18 protein-coding genes are annotated in these 20,091 nt (G+C 66.1%); 6 read left to right on the forward strand and 12 right to left on the reverse strand.

Features of this window, described 5'->3' with window-relative positions:
* Positions 1 to 188 precede the first annotated feature (188 nt).
* Positions 189 to 968 carry a phosphatase PAP2 family protein gene (locus tag HMI58_RS09850; RefSeq protein ID WP_171619406.1) on the reverse strand — a complete coding sequence of 260 codons (780 nt, stop codon included), beginning with the start codon at positions 966 to 968 and terminating at the stop codon, positions 189 to 191.
* Positions 969 to 1,008: 40 nt separating this feature from the next.
* Between HMI58_RS09850 and HMI58_RS09855 the strand changes: the two genes are divergently transcribed.
* From HMI58_RS09855 to HMI58_RS09865, 3 genes are all read left to right on the forward strand, one after another.
* On the forward strand, positions 1,009 to 1,674 hold the full coding sequence (locus HMI58_RS09855; RefSeq protein WP_171619408.1) for a pyridoxal 5'-phosphate synthase: 666 nt from the start codon (positions 1,009 to 1,011) through the stop codon (positions 1,672 to 1,674).
* A gap of 151 nt (positions 1,675 to 1,825) precedes the next feature.
* Complete coding sequence (locus HMI58_RS09860; protein ID WP_171619410.1) at positions 1,826 to 2,959, forward strand: glycosyltransferase family 1 protein; 1,134 nt, start codon at positions 1,826 to 1,828, stop codon at positions 2,957 to 2,959.
* A 47-nt stretch (positions 2,960 to 3,006) separates the two neighbouring features.
* Positions 3,007 to 3,837, forward strand: a complete 831-nt coding sequence (locus tag HMI58_RS09865) for an SGNH/GDSL hydrolase family protein (protein WP_171619412.1) — start codon at positions 3,007 to 3,009, stop codon at positions 3,835 to 3,837.
* Between the two features lie 28 nt (positions 3,838 to 3,865).
* On the opposite strand, the gene HMI58_RS09870 is transcribed toward HMI58_RS09865, so the two are convergent.
* On the reverse strand, positions 3,866 to 5,254 hold the full coding sequence (locus HMI58_RS09870) for a TIGR00366 family protein (RefSeq protein ID WP_171619414.1): 1,389 nt from the start codon (positions 5,252 to 5,254) through the stop codon (positions 3,866 to 3,868).
* A gap of 156 nt (positions 5,255 to 5,410) precedes the next feature.
* Between HMI58_RS09870 and HMI58_RS09875 the strand changes: the two genes are divergently transcribed.
* Positions 5,411 to 6,367 carry a ribose-phosphate pyrophosphokinase gene (locus tag HMI58_RS09875; protein WP_171584674.1) on the forward strand — a complete coding sequence of 319 codons (957 nt, stop codon included), beginning with the start codon at positions 5,411 to 5,413 and terminating at the stop codon, positions 6,365 to 6,367.
* A 57-nt stretch (positions 6,368 to 6,424) separates the two neighbouring features.
* Here HMI58_RS09875 and HMI58_RS09880 read toward each other — a convergent pair whose 3' ends face one another.
* On the reverse strand, positions 6,425 to 7,165 hold the full coding sequence (locus HMI58_RS09880; RefSeq protein ID WP_171584402.1) for a maleylpyruvate isomerase family mycothiol-dependent enzyme: 741 nt from the start codon (positions 7,163 to 7,165) through the stop codon (positions 6,425 to 6,427).
* 102 nt (positions 7,166 to 7,267) lie between these two features.
* On the opposite strand from HMI58_RS09880, the gene HMI58_RS09885 reads away from it, so the two are divergent.
* Positions 7,268 to 7,816 carry an acyl-CoA thioesterase gene (locus HMI58_RS09885; protein WP_171619416.1) on the forward strand — a complete coding sequence of 183 codons (549 nt, stop codon included), beginning with the start codon at positions 7,268 to 7,270 and terminating at the stop codon, positions 7,814 to 7,816.
* On the opposite strand, the gene xdhC is transcribed toward HMI58_RS09885, so the two are convergent.
* From xdhC to HMI58_RS09930, 9 genes are all read right to left on the reverse strand, one after another.
* On the reverse strand, positions 7,813 to 8,640 hold the full coding sequence (gene xdhC, locus HMI58_RS09890) for a xanthine dehydrogenase accessory protein XdhC (RefSeq protein WP_171619418.1): 828 nt from the start codon (positions 8,638 to 8,640) through the stop codon (positions 7,813 to 7,815). The genes HMI58_RS09885 and xdhC overlap by 4 nt on opposite strands.
* A gap of 43 nt (positions 8,641 to 8,683) precedes the next feature.
* On the reverse strand, positions 8,684 to 11,101 hold the full coding sequence (gene xdhB, locus HMI58_RS09895; RefSeq protein WP_171619420.1) for a xanthine dehydrogenase molybdopterin binding subunit: 2,418 nt from the start codon (positions 11,099 to 11,101) through the stop codon (positions 8,684 to 8,686).
* The gene (locus tag HMI58_RS09900; protein ID WP_171619422.1) at positions 11,098 to 12,645 is read right to left on the reverse strand and encodes an FAD binding domain-containing protein; all 1,548 of its coding nucleotides are present in this window, start codon (positions 12,643 to 12,645) and stop codon (positions 11,098 to 11,100) included. The genes xdhB and HMI58_RS09900 overlap by 4 nt, the downstream gene beginning before the upstream one ends.
* 99 nt (positions 12,646 to 12,744) lie before the next feature.
* Complete coding sequence (locus HMI58_RS09905) at positions 12,745 to 14,352, reverse strand: nucleobase:cation symporter-2 family protein (RefSeq protein WP_171619424.1); 1,608 nt, start codon at positions 14,350 to 14,352, stop codon at positions 12,745 to 12,747.
* Between the two features lie 120 nt (positions 14,353 to 14,472).
* Positions 14,473 to 15,420: a factor-independent urate hydroxylase gene (pucL, locus tag HMI58_RS09910; RefSeq protein WP_171619426.1), complete on the reverse strand. Its 948-nt coding sequence runs from the start codon at positions 15,418 to 15,420 to the stop codon at positions 14,473 to 14,475.
* A 2-nt stretch (positions 15,421 to 15,422) separates the two neighbouring features.
* On the reverse strand, positions 15,423 to 15,755 hold the full coding sequence (uraH, locus tag HMI58_RS09915; protein WP_171584409.1) for a hydroxyisourate hydrolase: 333 nt from the start codon (positions 15,753 to 15,755) through the stop codon (positions 15,423 to 15,425).
* Positions 15,752 to 16,246 carry a 2-oxo-4-hydroxy-4-carboxy-5-ureidoimidazoline decarboxylase gene (gene uraD / locus HMI58_RS09920; protein ID WP_171619428.1) on the reverse strand — a complete coding sequence of 165 codons (495 nt, stop codon included), beginning with the start codon at positions 16,244 to 16,246 and terminating at the stop codon, positions 15,752 to 15,754. The genes uraH and uraD overlap by 4 nt, the downstream gene beginning before the upstream one ends.
* 178 nt (positions 16,247 to 16,424) lie before the next feature.
* On the reverse strand, positions 16,425 to 17,240 hold the full coding sequence (locus HMI58_RS09925; protein WP_171619430.1) for a bifunctional allantoicase/(S)-ureidoglycine aminohydrolase: 816 nt from the start codon (positions 17,238 to 17,240) through the stop codon (positions 16,425 to 16,427).
* Positions 17,233 to 18,516, reverse strand: coding sequence for an aldolase/citrate lyase family protein (locus tag HMI58_RS09930; protein ID WP_171619432.1), 1,284 nt, complete (start codon positions 18,514 to 18,516; stop codon positions 17,233 to 17,235). Before HMI58_RS09930 ends, HMI58_RS09925 begins: the two co-directional genes overlap by 8 nt.
* Positions 18,517 to 18,681: 165 nt before the next feature.
* Here HMI58_RS09930 and allB point away from each other — a divergent pair, with 165 nt between their 5' ends.
* The gene (gene allB / locus HMI58_RS09935) at positions 18,682 to 20,058 is read left to right on the forward strand and encodes an allantoinase AllB (RefSeq protein WP_171619434.1); all 1,377 of its coding nucleotides are present in this window, start codon (positions 18,682 to 18,684) and stop codon (positions 20,056 to 20,058) included.
* Positions 20,059 to 20,091: the final 33 nt, after the last annotated feature.

A 20,091-nucleotide genomic window follows, 5' to 3' on the forward strand; every position in this document is an offset into this window, starting at 1 on the left:
AGCTTGCTCGCTTACCCCGCAGCCGCTCATCATAAGGAGAGACAAAGCGCTCAGCGCCCCAACTATCGTTGCTCGGTTGCGCGTCTGTACCTTGGATGTCCCCATCGGACGAGCATAACTGCCACTGCTGCTCAGGGGGACCCTCTCGCTGAGGAATCTTCTGACGAGGTGTGCTCCCCGGCAACGACCTATCTGTCCCTCCGCCGGTCGGCGAGGGTGAGCCACAACCGGTGCGTGGTGATCACCACCGCCAGCCAACCGAGCCCCAGCGTCGCGGCGACCAACACATCGGTCACCCAGTGATGACCTAGATAGACACGGGTGGCGGCCATCAAAAAGGTGAACAGCAGCGCGCCAGCAACAATGAGGACCCGGGTCCGCTTGCGGTGTTCACTCAGGACCAGCAGGTAGGCGATGATCCCGGTGATCACCATTGCATTCAGCGTGTGACCGCTGGGAAACGACGGCGACGATTCGTACGGGGGAACAGCGAATTCCAGGGGTGGCCGCAACCGACCAATCGCGTTCTTCCCCAGGACTGTCATCAGCAGGGATCCGGCGGCGGCGACAGCCACGAGGATGAGCGGGGTGACCGACCGTCGCCGGAAGCAGAGCGCGGCAATTGCTGCGGCGGCAAGGACCGGCATCGCGATGGGACCGCCCAGGAAAGTGAACCCGTTGGCCAGTGCCACCACCACCGGATTGCGCAGCTCCACCGACGCGTCCAGGGCGGGCTGGTCCAGGATGGCAACGCCGTCCGTCTCGGCGACCGCCTCATACACCTCGGCGGACGCGACGGCGAGCGACACCGCGAGCCCGCCACCGATGACCAGGATCAGCAGCATCGCCCAGTGCGGCCCGATCCAACCCGCCAGGACTCGGACCCACCGGACCAGGAAACGCCCCACGGGGGTGGTCCAGCGGGTGTAATCCTTACCGCCGGTGAAACTGTCCTTCTCGGGTGTCATTTCTCGACTTTAGCGCGACGTCGGGGCCTAGGCTGGTGCCATGAGTGAACACCAATCGATGCGTGACCTCCTCCGCGGGGTCCCCGCGTTCCCCGACACCCTTCCAGCTTTCGACCCTGCCGCTGCACCTGAGTCACCGACCGACCTGTTCCTTGAGTGGCTGGCGGCAGCGGTCGAGGACGGCGTGGCGGCGCCGCACGCCCTTACCCTCGCGACGGTGGACCGGGATGGTATGCCGGATGCCCGGGTGGTGATCCTGAAAGACGTCGACAATTTCGGCTTTTCCTTTGCTTCCAGCAGTGACAGTCCCAAGGGCCGCCAGCTGGAAAACGCTCCGGCCGCGGCGTTGAACCTGTTCTGGCCGACGGTGGGCAGGCAGATCCGAATCCGCGGTGCCGTTCGCCCGGCGGGTACTGGGGAGAACGACGCCGACTTCCGCCGTCGCCATCCTGTCGCCCGCGCCCTGGTGCTTGCCGGCGAGCAAAGCAGCGTCCTGCGCTCCCGGGAAGAACTGGACGACGCCGTCGCCACCCAGGTACAGCGCCTGGAAGGGGATGGTCCGACACCCGGATCGGTCACCTGGACCGTGTACACACTGTCCCCGGACAGTGTCGAGTTCTGGCAGGCCGACCCGGAACGCCGCCACCTGAGGCTCCGGTATGCCCGGGACGGTGCTGGCTGGTCCCGCACGCTGCTCTGGCCCTAGGCCGTCTGAACCCGACACGGACCGGGCCGGGCACGGACTGGGCGCCAGCGACGGGCTGGCGGAGACCCGGTCTCCTGCTGTTCACTGACGCTTCCACCGCCAGCCACCTGATCGTCACCGGCTCCCCACTCGGGGCTGTCACCGTCGTGGTGTGAGGATCGTGATTGTTGCCGAAACATTCCTGCCCGCCGTCAACGGGGTCACCCATTCTGTCCAGAAGATGCTCGAGCACTTCGCGGCACGCGGTGACGAGGTGCTGGTGATCGCCCCCTCCGGTGCGGGTGCCACCGACGAGAAGGTGGGTGGCCGAACGGTGCGCGTCCACCGCCTTCCAGCAGTTCCACTGGCGGGGTACAACAGTGTCCGGGTTGCCCTGGGCGGAGTCGCCAGGGTGAGGAGCATCCTCGCCGATTTTCAACCCGACATCGTTCACCTGGCGTCGCCGTTCGAACTGGGGTGGCGTGCCATCCGGGCAGCCGAACAGCTCGGCATTCCGGTGGTCGCGGTCTACCAGACCGATGTGCCCGGGTACGCTGCGCGATACGGCGTGCCGTTCCTGACCAACTGGGCGTGGCAGCGGGTGGAAAACATCCACGAGGGTGCGTCCCGCACCCTTGCACCTTCCACCGCGGCCGTGAACCAGCTGCGGGGACACGGCATCCCCCGGGTTCAGCTGTGGCGTCGGGGCGTCGACACGGGACGGTTCCACCCGGACCGGCGCGATGAGAAACTCCGGACCCGGCTCGCCCCGGGTGGAGAACGGCTGATCGGCTACGTGGGACGGCTCGCGGCCGAGAAACAGGTCGAGGACCTGAGGGTCCTCGCGGACATCGAGAACACCCGGCTGGTGATCATCGGCGACGGCCCGCTGCGCGGCACCCTCGAACACGCCCTCCCGAATGCCATCTTCACTGGGTTCCTGGGCGGCGGGGAACTGGCGACGGCGGTGGCCAGCCTTGACCTGTTCGTCCACCCTGGTGAGCTGGAGACGTTCTGTCAGACCATCCAGGAGGCAATGGCCTCGGGTGTACCGGTGGTGGCCACCGGTAAAGGCGGACCAGTGGATCTGGTGGATGCCTCCCGCACCGGGTGGCTCTACCGGCCGGGCGACCTGGACCAGATGCGCCGCCAGGTGGTGGACCTGATCGGCGACGACGCCAAACGTCTAGCCTTCGCCGAAGCCGCGTTCGCGAGCGTGCAGGGCCGCACCTGGCCGGTGCTGTGCGAACTGCTCGTCCAGCACTACGAGGAGGTTCTGGTTGAACACGCCCTGCTGCGTCTCTGACCCCGGAACTCTCGCCGTTGCCCTCACCGCCGGGCCGCCCACCTGTCATGAGCGAGCATAGGCTGCGGTACGTCGCTCTGGGCGACTCCTTCACCGAGGGAGTGGGGGATCCCAACAAGCACCTGCCCAACGGGGTCCGCGGCTGGGCAGACCGGGTGGCCGAGAAGCTGGCCAAGGACCAGCCGGGCTGGGAGTACGCGAACCTTGCTGTGCGCAGCAAACGCCTGCGCCACATCGCCGCCGAACAGCTGGAGCGGGCCGTCGACCTGCGCCCCACCCTGATCACCCTGTACGCCGGGGGCAACGACATTCTCGACGCCGGCACGTCAGTCCCACAGTTGCTGGCCGACTACGAGGAACTGGTGGCGCCTCTGGCCGCCACCGGCGCCCGGGTGCTGCTCTTCACCGGGTACGACGTCAACGTGACACCCGCCCTCCGGCTGCTCCGCAAGAGGCACCAGCTCTACAACGACGGCGTCCGGCGGATCGCCGACGCCTACGGCGCGGTTCTGGTGGACTACTGGGCCTTCAGCGCTTACCAGGACCGGCGGATGTGGGGACCCGACCGGCTCCACATGTCCAAGGCCGGCCACAAATACATGGCCTCCCAGGTGCTGGACCTGCTGGGGGTGCCGCATTCCGTGAAGCTGACGGACTGGGATCCGCCGGTCCCGAAGACCTTCAGGGAGTGGGAGCGCGAGCAGCGCCGCTGGATCCACGACTGGGTGCTCCCGCTGGCTGGCCGCAAGATCCGGAGGGTCACCCTGGGCGACAACCTTCCCCCGCGGTGGCCGATCCCTGTGGTGGTGCCGCCGAAGGGCGGCCTCCGCCGGCTGGTCAGGGACGAGGGACTCCCGACGGCGACGCCGGGACCGTAGCGTCCCTTTCCCGTCCCGGGTATCCGCGCTATCCTGCGAGCCCTGCTCCGACGATCAGCAGGATCGCCGCGAACACCACACCCGAGACGACCAGGGTCACCATCGTGTACCCCAGAATGTCCCGCATTTTCAGCCCGGCGATAGCCAGCAGCGGCAGCGCCCAGAACGGCTGGATCATGTTGGTCCACTGGTCACCGTAGGACACTGCCATGATCGCGATCGCGGGGTCCACGCCCAGGCGTTCGGCGGCGTCGAGCATGATCGGCGCCTGGACCGCGAACTGGCCACCACCGGAGGGCACGAAGAAGTTCACCAGACCGGCGGACAGCAGCGCGAACAGGCCGAACGTCGTTGGGTTCGCAATGTTCACGAACGCGTCGGAGACCACGTTGATGAGGCCCGTCGTCGTCATCATCCCCATGATCCCCGCGTACAGGGGGAACTGGAGGAGGATCTCGCCGACATTCGACGCTGCGTTCTTGGTCAGCGCGATCAGTTCGAACGGGCTACGGACCAGCAGGAACAGCAGGGCCAGGAAGGTCCAGTTCACGATGTCCAGGGTGGCGGTGCCGCCCTGCACGTAGTGGACCACCAGGTAGGCAACGAGGGCCAGGCCCACCACTGTGGTGAGGATTCGGCTGGCGTCGATCCGGTCGGCGGGGGTGACGACGTCGTCGTCGATTGCCACATCGTCGGAGCGGCGGGCATCCACCTCCAGCTCGGTGATCCTGTCACCGGCACGCGGCGAAACCAGGGCCAGCGCGGCCGCGACCAGGACGATCGTGGCCACAGCGGCGGTGATGTTCCACCAGGAGAAGGTGGTCTCCGTAATGGGAATGGTGCGGCCCAGCTGCTCGGCGATGAAGGAGCCCTCGGTGGCGGCGGTCAGCGGTCCTGACCCCGAGTACCCCATGTGCCACACCACGAAGCCGGAGAACCCGGCGGCGACGAGCATCGGGAAGTGCAGCGCCATGCCGCGCTCGCGGGCCTGGGCAGCGACCTCCTTGGCCAGCAGACCGCCGACGACGAGGCCGAGTCCCCACGTGATCAGGGACGCCGTGGCGGCGACCACGAACACGAAGACGTACGCCTGCATGGGGCTCCGGGGGATCCCGCCGAGGCGGGCCAGGAGTTTCCGGACGGGGCCGGTGTGGGCCAGCGCATGCCCCAGCAGCAGGATCAGCGCCATCTGGGTCATGAACGCGAGCAACCCGGCCAACCCGTCACCCCACCCGTTGAGTACGTCCACGGGGCCAGCATCGGTGAAGACCAGTGCGGCGACAGCAACCACCAGGCTGAGGACCACTGCGAACACCAGGGCGCTCGGCAGGAAGCGTTCAACCACCGAGTTGATCGGCCGCATGGCCGCCGACACCACTGAGGTCTGCTGTTTGGGTGGGGGACCAGAGGGTGCCATGGGTGTGTTCTCCTGTGAGGTGACGTCATTGTCGGTTCGGTGGGGGCGCCGATCCGGCATCAACGTTACTTCACCGGGAACCACCGCGGGCCAATCTGTACGACAATGGTGTCCACAGCATGATCCCCACCAACTGCCGTGAAAGGTAAGTCGTTGATCAAAGAGATCGCCGTTTTCAGTGGACAAGCAAGCGGGGGATTCGCGGCGGAGATCTGCGGGCACCTGGGCGTGCCGCTCCTTCCCTCCCGGTTGCAGCGTTTCGCCAACGACTGCCTGGAGGTGCAGCTGTTGGAGAACTGCCGGGAACGGGACGTGTTCATCATCCAGCCTCTGGTCAAGCCGGTCCAGGAGAACCTGATGGAGCTGCTGATGATGATCGATGCGGCCCGCGGTGCCTCCGCCGGTCGGATTACCGCGGTGATGCCCCACTATTCCTACGCCCGGTCCGACAAGAAGGACGCCCCGCGGATCTCGATCGGCGGCAAGCTGGTGGCCGACCTGTTGACCACGGCGGGTGCCTCACGGGTGCTCACCATGACCCTGCACTCCCCGCAGGTGCAGGCCTTCTTCGGGGTGCCCGTCGATCAGCTGCACGCCCTCCGGGAACTCGCGGCGCACTTCCAGGACCTGGATCTGAGCAACACCATCGTGGTCTCCCCGGATCTGGGTAACGCGAAGGCCGCGACGGCGTTCTCGCGTCTCCTGGGCACCCCCGTGGCGGCCGGCGCGAAGGAACGGTTCGAGAACGATCGCGTGCAGATCACCTCGATCATCGGCGATGTCCGGGACAAGGACATTGTGGTGCTCGACGACGAGATCGCTAATGGGAGCACCGTCCTGGAGCTCCTGGACCACCTGGCCAAAATGGGTGCACGGAAGGCGCGGGTGGTGTGCACCCACGGGATCTTTTCCAACGGGGCGGTGGAACGCATCGCCGAGCGCGACGACGTCATCGAGGTGCTCTGTACCAACACGGTCCCGATCGGTGCGGATAAGACCCACCCGAAGCTGAAGGTGATCTCGGTGGCCAACGCCTTCGCCGAGGCGATCCGTCGGATCCACACCGGCGAGTCGGTGAGCGCGCTCTTCCAGGCGGAGGGCATCAACGTTTAGGGCTGACGCCTCTGACAACTGAAGCTTCAGAGAACCGATGCCTCTAACAGTTGCGGTCTAGGTGGCTGTTGCCAGCCGGTGGCGCAGCTCGTTTGCAGCGTCGCTGGGGTGGGCGCCCTCGGGAAACGGCCCACGTCCCCAGAGCCAGAGCAGCATTTCAGTTGGTTTTCCACTGACCTGGGCGTCCGCCCGATCACTGACCTGCCGCTCCAGTGTCACCACGGCTGAATTGATTGTCACCGTCCAGGCGAGCCCGGCGCTCCGCAGCGTGACTGTGGACCCGGTGGCGGCGTCGTCGGGCTTGCTGCGGACCAGCATGACAGTGAGTACCTCATCGATCCCGTCAACGGCGAGGTCCGGGTCGATCGGCTCCGCGATGCCCAGTGCCGATTCGAGGTCGTAACGGTGGATGGAAGTTTCGTGGGCGAGCCGGCGGATCCAGAAACCAACACTCTGGTCGTCCTTCATCCAGGTGAACGCCGGGTCCTCCGGTGCGTGGGTGTCGAACTGGTCCATCAGCCGGGCGTAGCACTGCTGCAGCGCGTGAACCGGCTCCAGCTGGGCCAGCTCGGCGGGCGGCCAGGTGCCGGCTGGCTTGGCGGCGGTCCTGATGGACTCGGCCTTGTGCAGGTAAACCATCGCGGTGTGCCGGATGAGATCCTCGCCGGTCCAGCCCGGGCAGGCCGGGATCTGCGCGGTGAGCGCGGAGGGCGCCAACTCGACCATCCGGGAGTGATCACGGTCCAGCAGCGCGCGGTACAGGTCGAAGGACAGGGCGTACGGGTACTGTGCGGTCATTACCCGAGTCTAGGCACATAGCCGCGGTGTGCCCTTCAGGCGGCGCCCCGCCGTTCACCCCGGGCTACCTTCCTGCATGTTACTGGCCGGTAATGTAGGGGTATGCATCTTCTGTTTCGGACCCTGCTGACCCTGTTCATTTCCCGACGACGCCCACGCCTCAGCATCTGGGGGGAGTCGTCACTGCCCCTGCGGGTGCTGCCCACCGACATTGACATTGCGATGCATGTCAACAACGGCATGTATTTCTCACTGATGGACCTCGGGCGGTTTGACCTGATGATCCGCAGTGGCACCTGGTCCCAGATGCGCCGACGGGGATGGAGCCCGGTAGCCAACGGCGAGACCATCAGCTTCCGCAAGTCCCTGACGCTGGGACAGCGCTACTCGATCGAGACCCGGATCATTGGCTTCGATGAGCGGGCCATCTACTTCGAGCAGCGCATGGTCAGCGCTGGCGAGATCTATGCGAAGGCGATCATCGCCACCCGGCTGGTCTCCAGGAGCGGTCCTGTCAGCAACGAGGACATCTTCGCCGCCCTCGGCGAGCCGCCAGCGGATCTGGTGCTCCCCGAGTGGATTCACGAGTGGCGGCTCAACAACTCGCTCCCCAGTACCCGCCGTCCCGCGCCGCACAGCTGGGGCCGCTAGCTCCTTCCACCCTTCTCGACGCTGGGGACCGTGTCCGGGAGGAGCTGCACCAGCCGTGCCGCGACGCTGACCGCAATTACGGCGGGCGCCTTGCCGGAGATGTCAGGGAGCCCGATGGGGCAGCTGATCCGTTCGATCACCGTCCCCGTATGACCCTCCGCCTGCAACCGGGATCGGAAACGCGACCATTTGGCGCTGGACCCGATCAGACCGACCGAGCCCAGGTCGCCGCGTCGCAGCGCGGCGTCGCACAGCAGGAAGTCTTCGGCGTGGTCGTGGGTCATGATGAGCACGTGCGCCCCGGCGGGCAAAGTGCCCAGCACCGAATCCGGGACGGGGGTGTGCACGGGGTGGACGTCGGCCACCCCGCCCAGTACGCCGGCGAGCCGGCTGGGGTCCACCTGGTCCGCCCTGCTGTCCACCAGATGCAGGTGGACGGGGAGACGGGACAGGATCCGCGCCAGTTCATGGCCCACATGGCCCACACCGAACACCGCCACGGTGGGTCGGGGCAGGAACGGTTCGAGGAGGACCTCGACGACGCCGCCGCAACACTGTTTCCCATGCTGGGTGGGAGCGCGCTCGTTGAGCGTGAAGGTGAGGCTCTCGGGGACTGTGCTGCCGCCGTCGAGCATGACGCGGGCACGGTCGATCACTGTGGCCTCCAGGTTGCCGCCGCCGATGCTGTCCCACGACTCACTCGCCGCGATCAGCATCTTCGCCCCCGCCTCCCGTGGTGCATGACCGCGCACCCCGGTGACCGTGGCGAGCACCCCGGGCTGATCCGTCGAGCGCAGACGCTGCAGCGCTTCCAACCAGTCCATGTCAGTCAATGTAGCTCAGTCAGTCCGTCCCCGTGAGTCCACTCTAGATTCCACCCTGGTGGGCTGGTTCGGGGGTGGGTAGCGACGCAGGACCGGCCTGCGTGCTGGCGGTCCGGCGGTCCCGCGCCGTCTGCGCCTCCCGGGCCTCCGTGAGCGCCCAGAAGACCGCTTCCGGGGTGGCTGGGCTGGCCAGTTGGACTTCCCGGTCGCCCGGCCCGAACGCTGCCGCCGCGAGGCGGAGCGCCTCCCGGACACTGAAGGCGAGCATCAACGGGGGTTCGCCCACCGCCTTCGACCCGTAGACCACGCCGTCCTCGGTGGCCCTTTCGAAGAGGTGCACGGTGAACTCTTCGGGCATTTCAGAGAAGCTGGGCAGCTTGTAGGTACTCGCCGATTGGGTGGCCAGCCGTCCCCGCTGCGGGCCGTCGGACGTATCCCAGCGCAGGTCCTCGAGGGTCAGCCAACCAGCGCCCTGCACAAACCCACCCTCGATCTGCCCGACGTCGATGAGCGGTGACAGGCTGTCGCCGACGTCATGCACAATGTCGGTGCGCACCTGGCGGTAGGCCCCGGTGAACCCGTCGACCTCAACCTCGGAGGCCGCAGCCCCATAACTGAAGTACTTGAACGGCTCGCCTTGCATGCGGGAGATGTCCCAGTGCAGACCCTCCGTCCGGTAGTACCCGGCGGCGGAGAGGGAAACCCGTTGGAAGTACGCGTCGCGGGCCAGCTCCGCAAACCCGATCTCCCTGTCGGTGAACCCGATGCCGGTGACCACCCCGTTCACAAAGCGGACGTCCTCGGGGTGGATGTTCAGTTTCCGCGCGGCCACCTCGGCGAGGCGGTCACGGATCTGCTCGCAGGCGTCCTTTACCGCCCCGCCGTTCAAGTCGGCACCCGAGCTGGCGGCGGTTGCCGATGTGTTGGGGACCTTGTCGGTACGGGTGGGTGCCAGCCGGACCAGTCCCAGCGGCACGCCGAGCGCCGTGGCCGCCACCTGGCGCATTTTCGTGTGCAACCCCTGCCCCATCTCGGTGCCGCCGTGGTTGATCAGGATAGAGCCGTCCTTGTACACGTGGACCAGTGCCCCAGCCTGGTTGAAGGCGGTGAGGTTGAAGGAGATGCCGAACTTGACGGGCGTGACCGCGAGGGCACGCCGCAGGTGCGGGTGGGTCGCGTTGAATTCCCGGATCTCTTCCTGCCGGCGGACGACGTCGGCGCTGTCGTGGAGCTGCCGCCAGATGGCCTGGAGCCGTTCGGCGTGCCGGACCGGCTGGCCGTACGGGGTGGTCTGCCCGGGGACGTAGAGGTTTCGCCTCCGGAGCTCGCCGGGGTCGACGCCCAGGAGCGGCGCGCAGCGGCCCAGGATGTCCTCGATGACGAACATGCCCTGCGGACCGCCAAAGCCGCGGAACGCCGTCTGGGAGGTCTTGTTGGTCTTGGCCACCCGGCCATGAACCTCTACGTTGGGTATCCAGTAGGCATTGTCGATGTGGCACAGGGCCCGGGCGAGGACCGGCTCCGACAGGTCGAGGCTCCACCCGCCGTCGCTGGTCAGCGTGGCTTTGAGGGCCTGGATCCGGCCCTCCTCATCGAAGCCAACCTCCCAGCGGGCGTGGAACGGGTGCCGCTTACCGGAGAGGGTGATGTCCTGGGTCCGGTTAAGCCGCAGCCTCACCGGACGGCCGGTCAGGGTGGCGCCCAGCGCGGCAATGGCCGCGTAACCGTGGGGTTGCATTTCCTTTCCACCGAATCCGCCGCCCATCCGCAGGCACTGCACCGTCACCTCGTGGCTCTGCAAGCCGAGCACGTGGGCGACGATTTCCTGCGTCTCGGAGGGATGCTGGGTGCTGCAGTGGACAAAGACCTGACCACCCTCATCCACGTAGACGAAGGACGCATGGGTCTCAAGGTAGAAGTGTTCCTGCCCGCCGAACTCGATGTCGCCGCTGAACCGGTGCGCGGCGGCGTCCAGCGCAGCATCCGCCTCGCCCCTGCTCAACGTGGGCTGGTTGCCCTGGAAACTCTCGGCCTCGATGGCTTCGGTCAGGGTCAGCAGGGACGGCAGCGGCCGGTAGTGCACCTGCACGGCCTCGGCTCCGAGCCGAGCCGCCTCAAGGGTTTCCCCCAGCACCCAGCACACCGCGTGGCCATGGAACATGACCTCGGTGGGGAAGAGGGGTTCGTCGTGCTTGATGCCGGCGTCGTTGATTCCGGGGACGTCCGCTGCGGTGAGGACCCGGACCACCCCCGGCACCGTCAACGCCGCATCGGTGCCCAGCGACTCGACCAGAGCGTGGGCGTGCGGCGCCTGCACGGGCCAGGCATGTAGCACGTTCGCGCTGCGGACCACCAGGTCATCGGTGTAGAGCGCTTCCCCGGTGACGTGTTGGTCGGCGCTTTCGTGGGAGACCGGCTGGCCCACCACGGGGTTGATGGGGCGGTTTGCGAGGGATTTCACCGGGCCACCTCCACAGTGGAGCGCTGCGTGTGCGCAAAGAACCTGAGCAGTGACTGCTCAAGCATTGCCGAACGGTACCGGGCGCTGGCCCGCAGGTCATCGATCGGGGTGCCCTCGGTGGCCAGGATTGAGGCGGCGGCAGTGACATTCGCCGACGTCCACGGGTGCCCCTGGAGCGCCTCCTCGGTCCGGCGGGCACGAAGGGGGGTGGCCGCGATTCCGCCGACCCCAATCCGGATTGAGGACACGACTCCCTCGTCGAGTTGTGCCGCGAAGCCGACGGCGACGCTTGAGATGTCGTCGAAGCGGCGTTTGGAAATCTTGTAGAAGGCGCTCTGTTCGGCGAGGGGGAGCGGGATCCGCGCTGAACGCACCAGTTCACCGGGCTTCCTGACACTCTGCCGGTATCCGGTGTAGTACTCGCTGAGCGGCACCTCCCGGTCGCCGTCCGTCGACGCCAGGACGATGACGGCGTCCAGTGCCAGCAGCACCGGCGCCGAGTCGCCGATCGGAGAACCGGTCGCCAGGTTGCCACCGAAGGTCGCCGCGTTGCGGATGAGCCGGGAGGCGAACCGGGGGAACAGCTCATCCAGCAGGGGGACCCGCCCGTGAAGGCCACGTTCCACCTCGGAAAGGGTCAGGGCGGCGCCGATTTCGATCCTGTCGGCGTAGACGGTGAGGGTTCGCAGGGGCTCAAGCCGGTCAATCGCCACCACGAGGGCGGGCCGGGAGTGCCGCAGGTTGATCTCCACGCCCAGATCGGTGCTGCCGGACACCAGCTTGGCATCGGGGTCCCTCTCCAGGAGCCGGAACAGCTCAGCCATGGTGTGAGGTCGCACGAACTCTACGCCGTCGACGGCCCTGTGGGTGGGACGGGCCGCCGGCGCCGGGTTGTCCTGGCGAAGCAGCAGCGGATCTGATGCATCAGGGGTGCTGAGGGCAAACGCGGCGTCGCGGATGGGCCGGTAGCCGGTGCAGCGGCAGAAGTTTCCGCTCAGCGCATGCAGATCGAACCCGTTGGGGCCCTTCTCGTGGTCAGTGGTGTGTTCCTCGCCGACGGCGGAGGTTCCGGTGTGGGACTTCTCCTGCGGGTCCGGTGGGTCAGGGATCAGGTCACCGGATTCGTCGGCGGTGCTGGCTGAGCGTTCAGGACGGTAGTACTCAGCCGCCATGGAGCAGACAAACCCAGGGGTGCAGTAGCCGCACTGGGATCCACCCCGTTCCGCCATCTCCTGCTGGACCGGGTGCAGTTGCTTCCCGGTGCAGGCTCCGGCTGCGCGGCCGAGTCCTTCGGCCGTCACAATCTCCTGGCCGTCAAAGGCCAGCGCGGGCGGCAGGCAGGCGTTGACTGAGGTCCAGCGGCTGCCGTCGGGGCCGTCGGGGCGGGAAACCATTACCGCGCAGGCACCGCATTCACCCTCCGCGCAGCCTTCCTTGGAACCGGTAAGCCCAGCATCGCGCAGCCAGTCGAGCAGGTTGGTGTGCGGGCTGACGCCGTCGCACCCCCGAACCTGGCCGTTGACCGTAACCTCTATCCGTACCATCGCGCTCCTCAACACTCCCCTGATGTACTTCGTGAAATCGTCCGGCCCTGCAGGGCCGGTGGAGGGACCGGTCGGTCCCTTCCGTGCCTAAGACTTCTCCTACCTGTTCCGTCCCTCCGCCCCTGGGCCGTCCGGTGTGCCATTCGCTGATCCAGTGGAGTCGCAGATCCGGCGGATATCGTCAGAATCAGTGATCTCACCCTTCTTCATCTTTTCCTGGACCAGGACGAACTGCGCGGCGTTGACCACCGGCACTTCGGCGCCGTGTGCGTCCATGAGCTTGCCGCCATCGTAGTGGTCACCGTCGCGGAACGCCTGGAGCTCCTCGGCCCTGACCATTCGCGGCGGGCTGGCGACAAACACCGACTGCTGGCTGGAGTTTCCCGCCTTCAGGTGGTTGAACAGCAGGTTCAGCAGGACTGCCATGATGGCGGCGGAGCTGATTCCGGAGTGGAAGATGATTCCGAACCAGGTGGGGAAAGCGTCGTAGAACGTGGGCGAGACCACCGGGATCATTCCGAAGCCCAGCGACACTGCGACGATGATCAGGTTCATGTTGTCCTGATAATCGACCTTGGCGAGGGTGCGGATCCCGCTCGCAGCGACGGTTCCGAACAAGACCACGCCTGCACCGCCGAGCACAGGTGTGGGTACCGCCGCCACGATCCGTGCCAGCAGGGGCAACAGTCCCAGCACGAGCATGATGACGCCTCCTGCCGTGACCACGAAACGGCTCCGGACTCCGGTGATCGCCACCAGACCCACGTTCTGGGCGAAAGCGGTCTGCGTGAAGGAGTTGAAGATGGGGGCAACCGCGCTGGAGAGCATATCGGCGCGCAGGCCATCGGCAATCCGGCGCGAATCGACCTTGGTCTTCGCGATCTCGCCAACCGCCAGAATGTCGGCGGTGGTCTCGGTCATGGTCACGAGGACCACGATGACCATCGAGATAATGGCGGCGAGCTGGAACGTCGGCCAGCCGAACGCGATTGGCTGGGGGAAGGCCACGATGTCACCGTCCATCACCCCGGAGAAATCCGCGACGCCGAAGATCGCTGCGATAACTGCACCGCCGACGATCGCCAGGAGGATTGAGAGGCGGGAGATGCTCGCGTTGCCGAGCTTGCTCAGCAGGAGAACCAGCGCCAGGGTGAACGCGGCCAGCCCGATGTTCGTCAGGGACCCATAGTCCTCCGCTTCGGAGTTGCCTCCCATGGCCCAGTTGGCGGCGACCGGCAGCAGCGTCAGCCCGATGGTGGTGATGACGATCCCGGTGACCACCGGCGGGAAGAAGTGGATGATCCGTGCAAAGAAGGGAGCAATGAGGAGGCCGATGACGGAGGCCACGAGGACGGCACCGAACACCGCCTGAATGCCGCCACCTCCCTCAAGGATGGCGATCATTGTCGCCACCCCAGCGAAGGACACCCCCTGGACCAGCGGCAGTTGCGAGCCGAAAAAGGGGAGTCCGTAGCTTTGCAGGATCGTCGCGATCCCGCCAATGAAGAGACAGGACGCAATCAGGAGGGCGATCTCATCCTGCGTCATTCCCGCGGCGGCCCCCACGATCAACGGCACGGCAATGATTCCCCCATACATAGTGAGGACGTGCTGCAACCCGTAGGTGAACGACCGGCCGAGCGGCAGCCGCTCATCTTCGGGTCGTTGCGGAACGGTGTTCCCTTTTCTGGTCTTCAGTCGTTTCATAGCTGACTTCCCTTGTCTGCTGGGTCACTACGCTGCTGGTTCCTTGGTGTGTCATTCCCGGTTTCGGGAGGGGGCGTTGGGCGGGTCTGGTGTCGCCTGGGCGGCGTGAGGTGTGGCTGGCTAACAGAATCCGGGGGTGTCGGCCCAGACTGCTGACTCGCTGGCCGCACCTTCGCGCTCAATCGTCGCCTCGATCAGGCCGTAGGGGCGGTCGGCGGCAAAGAAGACCTCGTTCGGATTCTCCAGTCCGAACGGTGCCAGATCCACCAGGAAATGGTGCTTGTTCGGCAGGGACAGCCTCACCTCCTGGATTCCCGGGTGCGCCTCAAGAACTTTCTTGCCCATCTGGAACATGGTCTGTTGCAGGGCTAGCGAGTGTGTCTGGGCGAAGGTCTCGAGGAGGATCCCGCGCACACTGTCGTAGGCGGCGTCGAAATCAAGGTCGACGGTGTTCTCGGTGTTATACCTCCACTTGGCGGTGACATCGGTGGCGAGGATACGGTCAGTCGTCTCGGCCAGCGTGGTGTAACGGTCACGGGGGAACCCGTGGAATTCGGACCCGGTGGACTTCAGGACCGTCAGGCCCTGGATTCCCGCCACGATGTGCCGATGCTGCCCGTCGACCAGCAGGAGGGCGGTCCTGGTCTCTGACTTGTTGCGGGAAAAAGCGTGATCGTGGTCGTTGATGCGGTCCCAGCTGTACTGCTCCGCTGACCACCGACCGCCGGTCACCCAGTCGAAACTCGTGGTGAAGTGGGCGCCGAGGCGCAGGAGGAAGGCCTCGGGGGAGCCCACGCCGTCCTTCGCGAAGGCATACACCGTGTTCTTTTGGGTGTCGGTCGCGACGACGTGCGAGTTGTCGCCGTCGGTGTGAGCGGCTGCAAAATCGCCGTGCAACTGCGAGGTGACGTTGAGGTCCTCGATGGTGTGCCGGTTGGCGTCCCGGGTGATCCGGACCAGCCGCACCTCCGCCTTCCCGTACTGGTTGCGCCCCAGGACGATGCGTCCGGTGTCGGCGGAACCCGTGCCGGGTGTCTGATCGGTGTCCTGGTGGCTCGTTGTAGTCATGGTTAGCTCCCTCGATACGTTGAATAGGCGAATGGGCTCAGGAGTAGCGGTACGTGGTAGTGCTCGGTGCTGGTGACGCTGAAGGTCAGGGTCACCTCGGGGAAGAACGTCTCGGTGCCGGTGCCGCCGAAATAGTCGCCGGTGGCGAAGGTGATCCGGTAGGTCCCAGGGTTCACCTGCTCCGGGCCCAGAGACCGGATCCGGCCGTCGGCGTCGGTGGTTCCCTCCGCTACCGGGTCCCACCCGGAGGCGGATCGTGCTGACAGCTGTGCGGTGATGCCCTGCGCTGGACGGCCGGTGCCCGTATCGAGGACGTGGGTGGTGATGTGGCTCATGATGTGAAGAGGCCTTCCAGACGGATGAGGGCGATTTCCCTGAGCTGTTCGGCAACCACGGGCAGCTCTTGCTCGGGCGTATTATTCAGCCGGGATTGCAGGTGAGTGAGGATCTCCTCAGCGTTGCGGCCGGCAGCCCGGATCAGAAACACGCGGCCAAACTTCGCTTCGTACTCCCGGTTGCCGGTGAGCAACTGTCCAGCGGCGTCGGCTGAGGTGTCCACGCCGGATTGCTCGCGGCGGGACATCTCATTTTCTGTGGAGGCGCCCTGGGCGCGTTCTCCGATGCGGGGATGGTGCTGCAGGGCCCGGTCCAGTTCAGCTTCGGTCCAAGCGGGCGCCGCGGTGGTGGCATGGGCCAGGAGATCGGCAGGCGAGGCGAAGGGCCTGGCCTCGACGATGGCGGTGATCCAGCGGGGAACATCCGCGCAGGGACTGAGGAACGCAGCGGCTGCGGTGGGAGGGGCTGAATTAAAGTCGTTCAGGCGCATGGGTGTCAGCTTTCGTCGTTGTCCACTGCAGCGCTGAACACCCTTGACCATCGACGAATCGACTTGATTCGATGTTTCTGCAGTGCGGAATATCTATTTCACGAAAGTGTAATCCCAGTCACACCGGAAGTGTCAAGCATTTCACCGGAAAAACCTTCGTCAGCTGGACACTACTGATTTAAAGGACGATTTGACGGTTGACATCCTTGTACAGCAGGTAGCGGAAGTTGGTGGGTCCGCCGGCGTAGCAGGCCTGTGGGCAGAAGGCCCGCAGGGACATGTAATCCCCTTCCTGAACCTCCACCCAGTCCCCGTTCAGCCGGTACACGGCCTTGCCTTCCAGGACGTACAGCCCGTGCTCCATGACGTGTGTTTCAGCGAACGGGATGGACGCACCCGGCTCGAAGGTGACCACGTTGATGTGCATGTCGTAGGCGAGGTCCTGAACATCGAGCATGCGGGTGGTGCGCCACTTGTTGTCGGTGTCCGGCATGGCGCCCGGTTCGACGTCGCGCTCATTGCCGACGACGGCCCGGGCCGTGTGACCGGCGAGGGGCTCATAGCGCTTCCTGATCCACTGGAACTTCGCCAGGTCGGCTGCACGGTTCTCCGCCTGCCAGTCCGACCCGGCGGGCAAGTAGGCGAACCCTCCGGGGGCGAGGGTATGTGCGGTGCCGTCGATCGTGACGTCGAGCTCCCCGGAGAGGAGGAAGACAAACGACTCGACCTCCCGCTGCGGCTCGGGTGCACCCGATCCGCCGCCGGGGGCGACCTCCATCAGGTATTGGGCGAACGTGGTCGCCCCTCCTGCCACCGGCCGGTTGAGGATCCACGCGCGGGTACCCGTCCATTCGGGGAGGACGCTGGTGACAATGTCCCGCAGGACTCCGCGGGGGATGACGGTGTACGCCTCGGTCACGATGGCGCGGTCCGTGAGCAGCGCCGACTGGGGTGGCAGCCCGGTCTGCGGGGCGTAGTAGCTGGGATCAGTCATTATTCTCCTCGACGGTAGGCATCAACCCGGTCCGGGCCAGCGCTGCGAGCTGGTGCGCTGAAATACGGACCTCATCTTCGATGTCCTGCGGATCAACGGCACCGCAGAGTAGCCCCCGCTGCAGAAAGCGGGCCAGGGCACGCGCGGTGGCAGGTTCATCAAGAACTGTGCTCTCCAGCCGGTGCGCGTAGTTCCGCAGGCGTGCGGCGGCAGCGCCGAAACCCTGCCGGTAGAACAGGTAGGTGGCGGCGAAGCGGCTGGGAAGCTGGGCCGGGTGAAGGTCCCACCCCTGGTAATACCCCCGCTCGAGGGACCGCTGCACCAGTGTCGAATGCAGTTTCCAGGCACTGCGGATGTTCTCGTCCGAGCCCAGCGGCAGGATGTTCGTGGAGCCGTCCGATAGCCGCACGCCGGTGCCCGCGACGGCCACCTGCATCACCTGCTTGGCAAAGTCGGCAGCGGGATGATCCATGGCCTGGTGGGCTGCGGCGATCTCCAGTGACGCACTGTAGTCGTAGGTGCCATAGTGCAGAGCCGATACGCGTCCGTTGCCCACGTGCAGGAGCTTCGCCACAGGCACTGTGCCGTCCGCGGCGAGGATCAGTTGAGGGGTTTCCACCTGCACTTCAAAGCGCAGCCGGCCGGCGGGGAGGGCGTGAGACTGTTCGAGCTTTTCGCAGGCATAGACCATCGCTTCGACCTGGGCAGCCGTGCTGACCTTGGGCAGGGTGAGGACCAAACCTTCGGGCAGGCCGCCACGCTCCATCATCCGGGCGATGAAGAGGTCGAGGGTCCTCAGCCCCCTGGCCCTCGTGGATTCCTCAAAGCTCTTGAACCTGATGCCGATGAACGGTGGACTGGTGCCATCCTTTGCAGTGGCGGCCACCAAGTCGGCGACGCGCAGCGTATCGCTGTCCTCCTCGGCGTCCGGGCGGAGCCCGTACCCGTCCTCGAAGTCCAGCCGGAGGTCTTCGATCGGTTCGCTGTGGAGCTTGGCCGTGACCCGGCCACTGACCTGGTCGATCAACGGGGCCGGCAGCCCCATCGCGGTGCACAGCGCCTCTATGCCGCCCTGCGCGCCGAGGGCGGCGAGCGCCTCAGCGCCCCAGTCCGCAACCAGGGTTTCGGTGAACCGGTCGGCGGGCACATAGACCGTGTGGACGGGCTGGCGGGTGCCATCATCCCCCGGATAGTTCTCGGACAGGAGCCGGTCGGTTGACTGGAGTACGGTGTCGATTGCCGTATGGTCGGCTGCGCTCAGCGTGGGGCTGGTCATCGGCTTATCCACTTCCCACCAGGAAAGCCTTGGGAAATGTTCACCGGATCTCCTCGCGTCGATTTCGCCTGATGGATACCACTCTCTGCTGAGTGGAAGTATATGTCTAGGCGAATGTAGCAGCACCGGGTACGTTGATGGGTCAGACGGACGTCAGGAGACAGCATGCCCCACGCCACCGAAAACCGCTCACCGGGGGGAACCCGGCCGCACTATGACCTGGTGATCCGGGGCGAGCGGATCATGACGCCCACCGGTGAGCTGGCCCGCGAGGTCGGAATCGTTGACGGTCGGATCAGTGCGGTTGAACCCCTCGGTAGTGGCCTGTCAGGCAGTGAGATCATCGATCTGACCAGCGGCGAAGTCCTGCTGCCGGGGGTCTTGGACACCCACGTGCACGTCAACGAGCCGGGCCGGACGGAGTGGGAGGGATTCGCCTCTGCCACCCGTGCCGCAGCCGCCGGTGGGGTCACCACCATCATCGACATGCCGCTGAACTCCATTCCACCAACCACCACCCTCGGGGCCCTGCACACCAAAAAGGAGGTCGCGAAGGACCAGGCGTTCGTCGACGTCGGCTTCTGGGGAGGGGCAGTCCCCGGGAACACCGGCCAGCTGCGGCCCCTGCACGACGAGGGGGTTTTCGGGTTCAAGTGTTTCCTGCTGCACTCGGGGGTCGATGAGTTCCCCGCCCTTGATCCCGCGGAAATGGAGCGGGACATGGCGGTCCTGGCGGACTTCGACTCGGTCATGATCGTGCACGCGGAGGACGCGGGAGCGATCGAACGGGCACCTTCGGCGGCGGGAGCGATCTACGGGGACTTCCTGGCCTCCCGGCCGCGCGGCGCCGAGAACGTGGCGATCGCCGAGGTCATTGAGCGTGCCCGTCGCACGGGTGTACGCGCCCACATCCTGCACCTGTCATCCTCGGATGCCCTGCCGTTGATTGCCGCGGCGAAGCAGGATGGCGTCCGGCTGACGGTGGAAACCTGCCCCCACTACCTGACCCTGACGGCGGAGGAGATCCCCGATGGCGCCACCGCCTACAAGTGTTGCCCCCCGATCCGGGAGGCGGGCAACCGCGAGTTGCTGTGGACTGGCCTACGGGACGGCACCATCGACTGCATCGTCTCCGATCACTCGCCGAGCACCCTGGATCTGAAGGACCTGGAGAACGGTGACTTCGCGGTGGCGTGGGGAGGGGTCTCCTCGCTGCAGTTGGGCCTTCCCCTGATCTGGACGGAGGCGCGGCAAAGAGGGATCGAGCTTCGCCAGGTCAGCGACTGGATGTCCGCCCGGCCGGCGCAGCTGGCCCGGCTTGCCACGAAGGGCGCTCTTGCGGTCGGCTTTGACGCGGACCTGGCAATTTTTGCGCCCGACGACGTGTTTGTCGTCGACCCGGGGAAGCTGCACCACAAGAATCCCATCACCCCGTACGCCGGGAAGCAGCTCGCGGGGGTGGTGCGCCGGACCTTCCTTCGCGGCCGGCTCATCGACTTCTCGGTTCCGTCCGGGCGGCTCCTCCGCCACGGCTCGGCGTAGCGTCCCGACCTCGCGGCCCGGCCAGCGGCGCGC

The organism is Arthrobacter sp. 147(2020) (assembly GCF_013116715.1).
Lineage (GTDB): Bacteria > Actinomycetota > Actinomycetes > Actinomycetales > Micrococcaceae > Arthrobacter_D.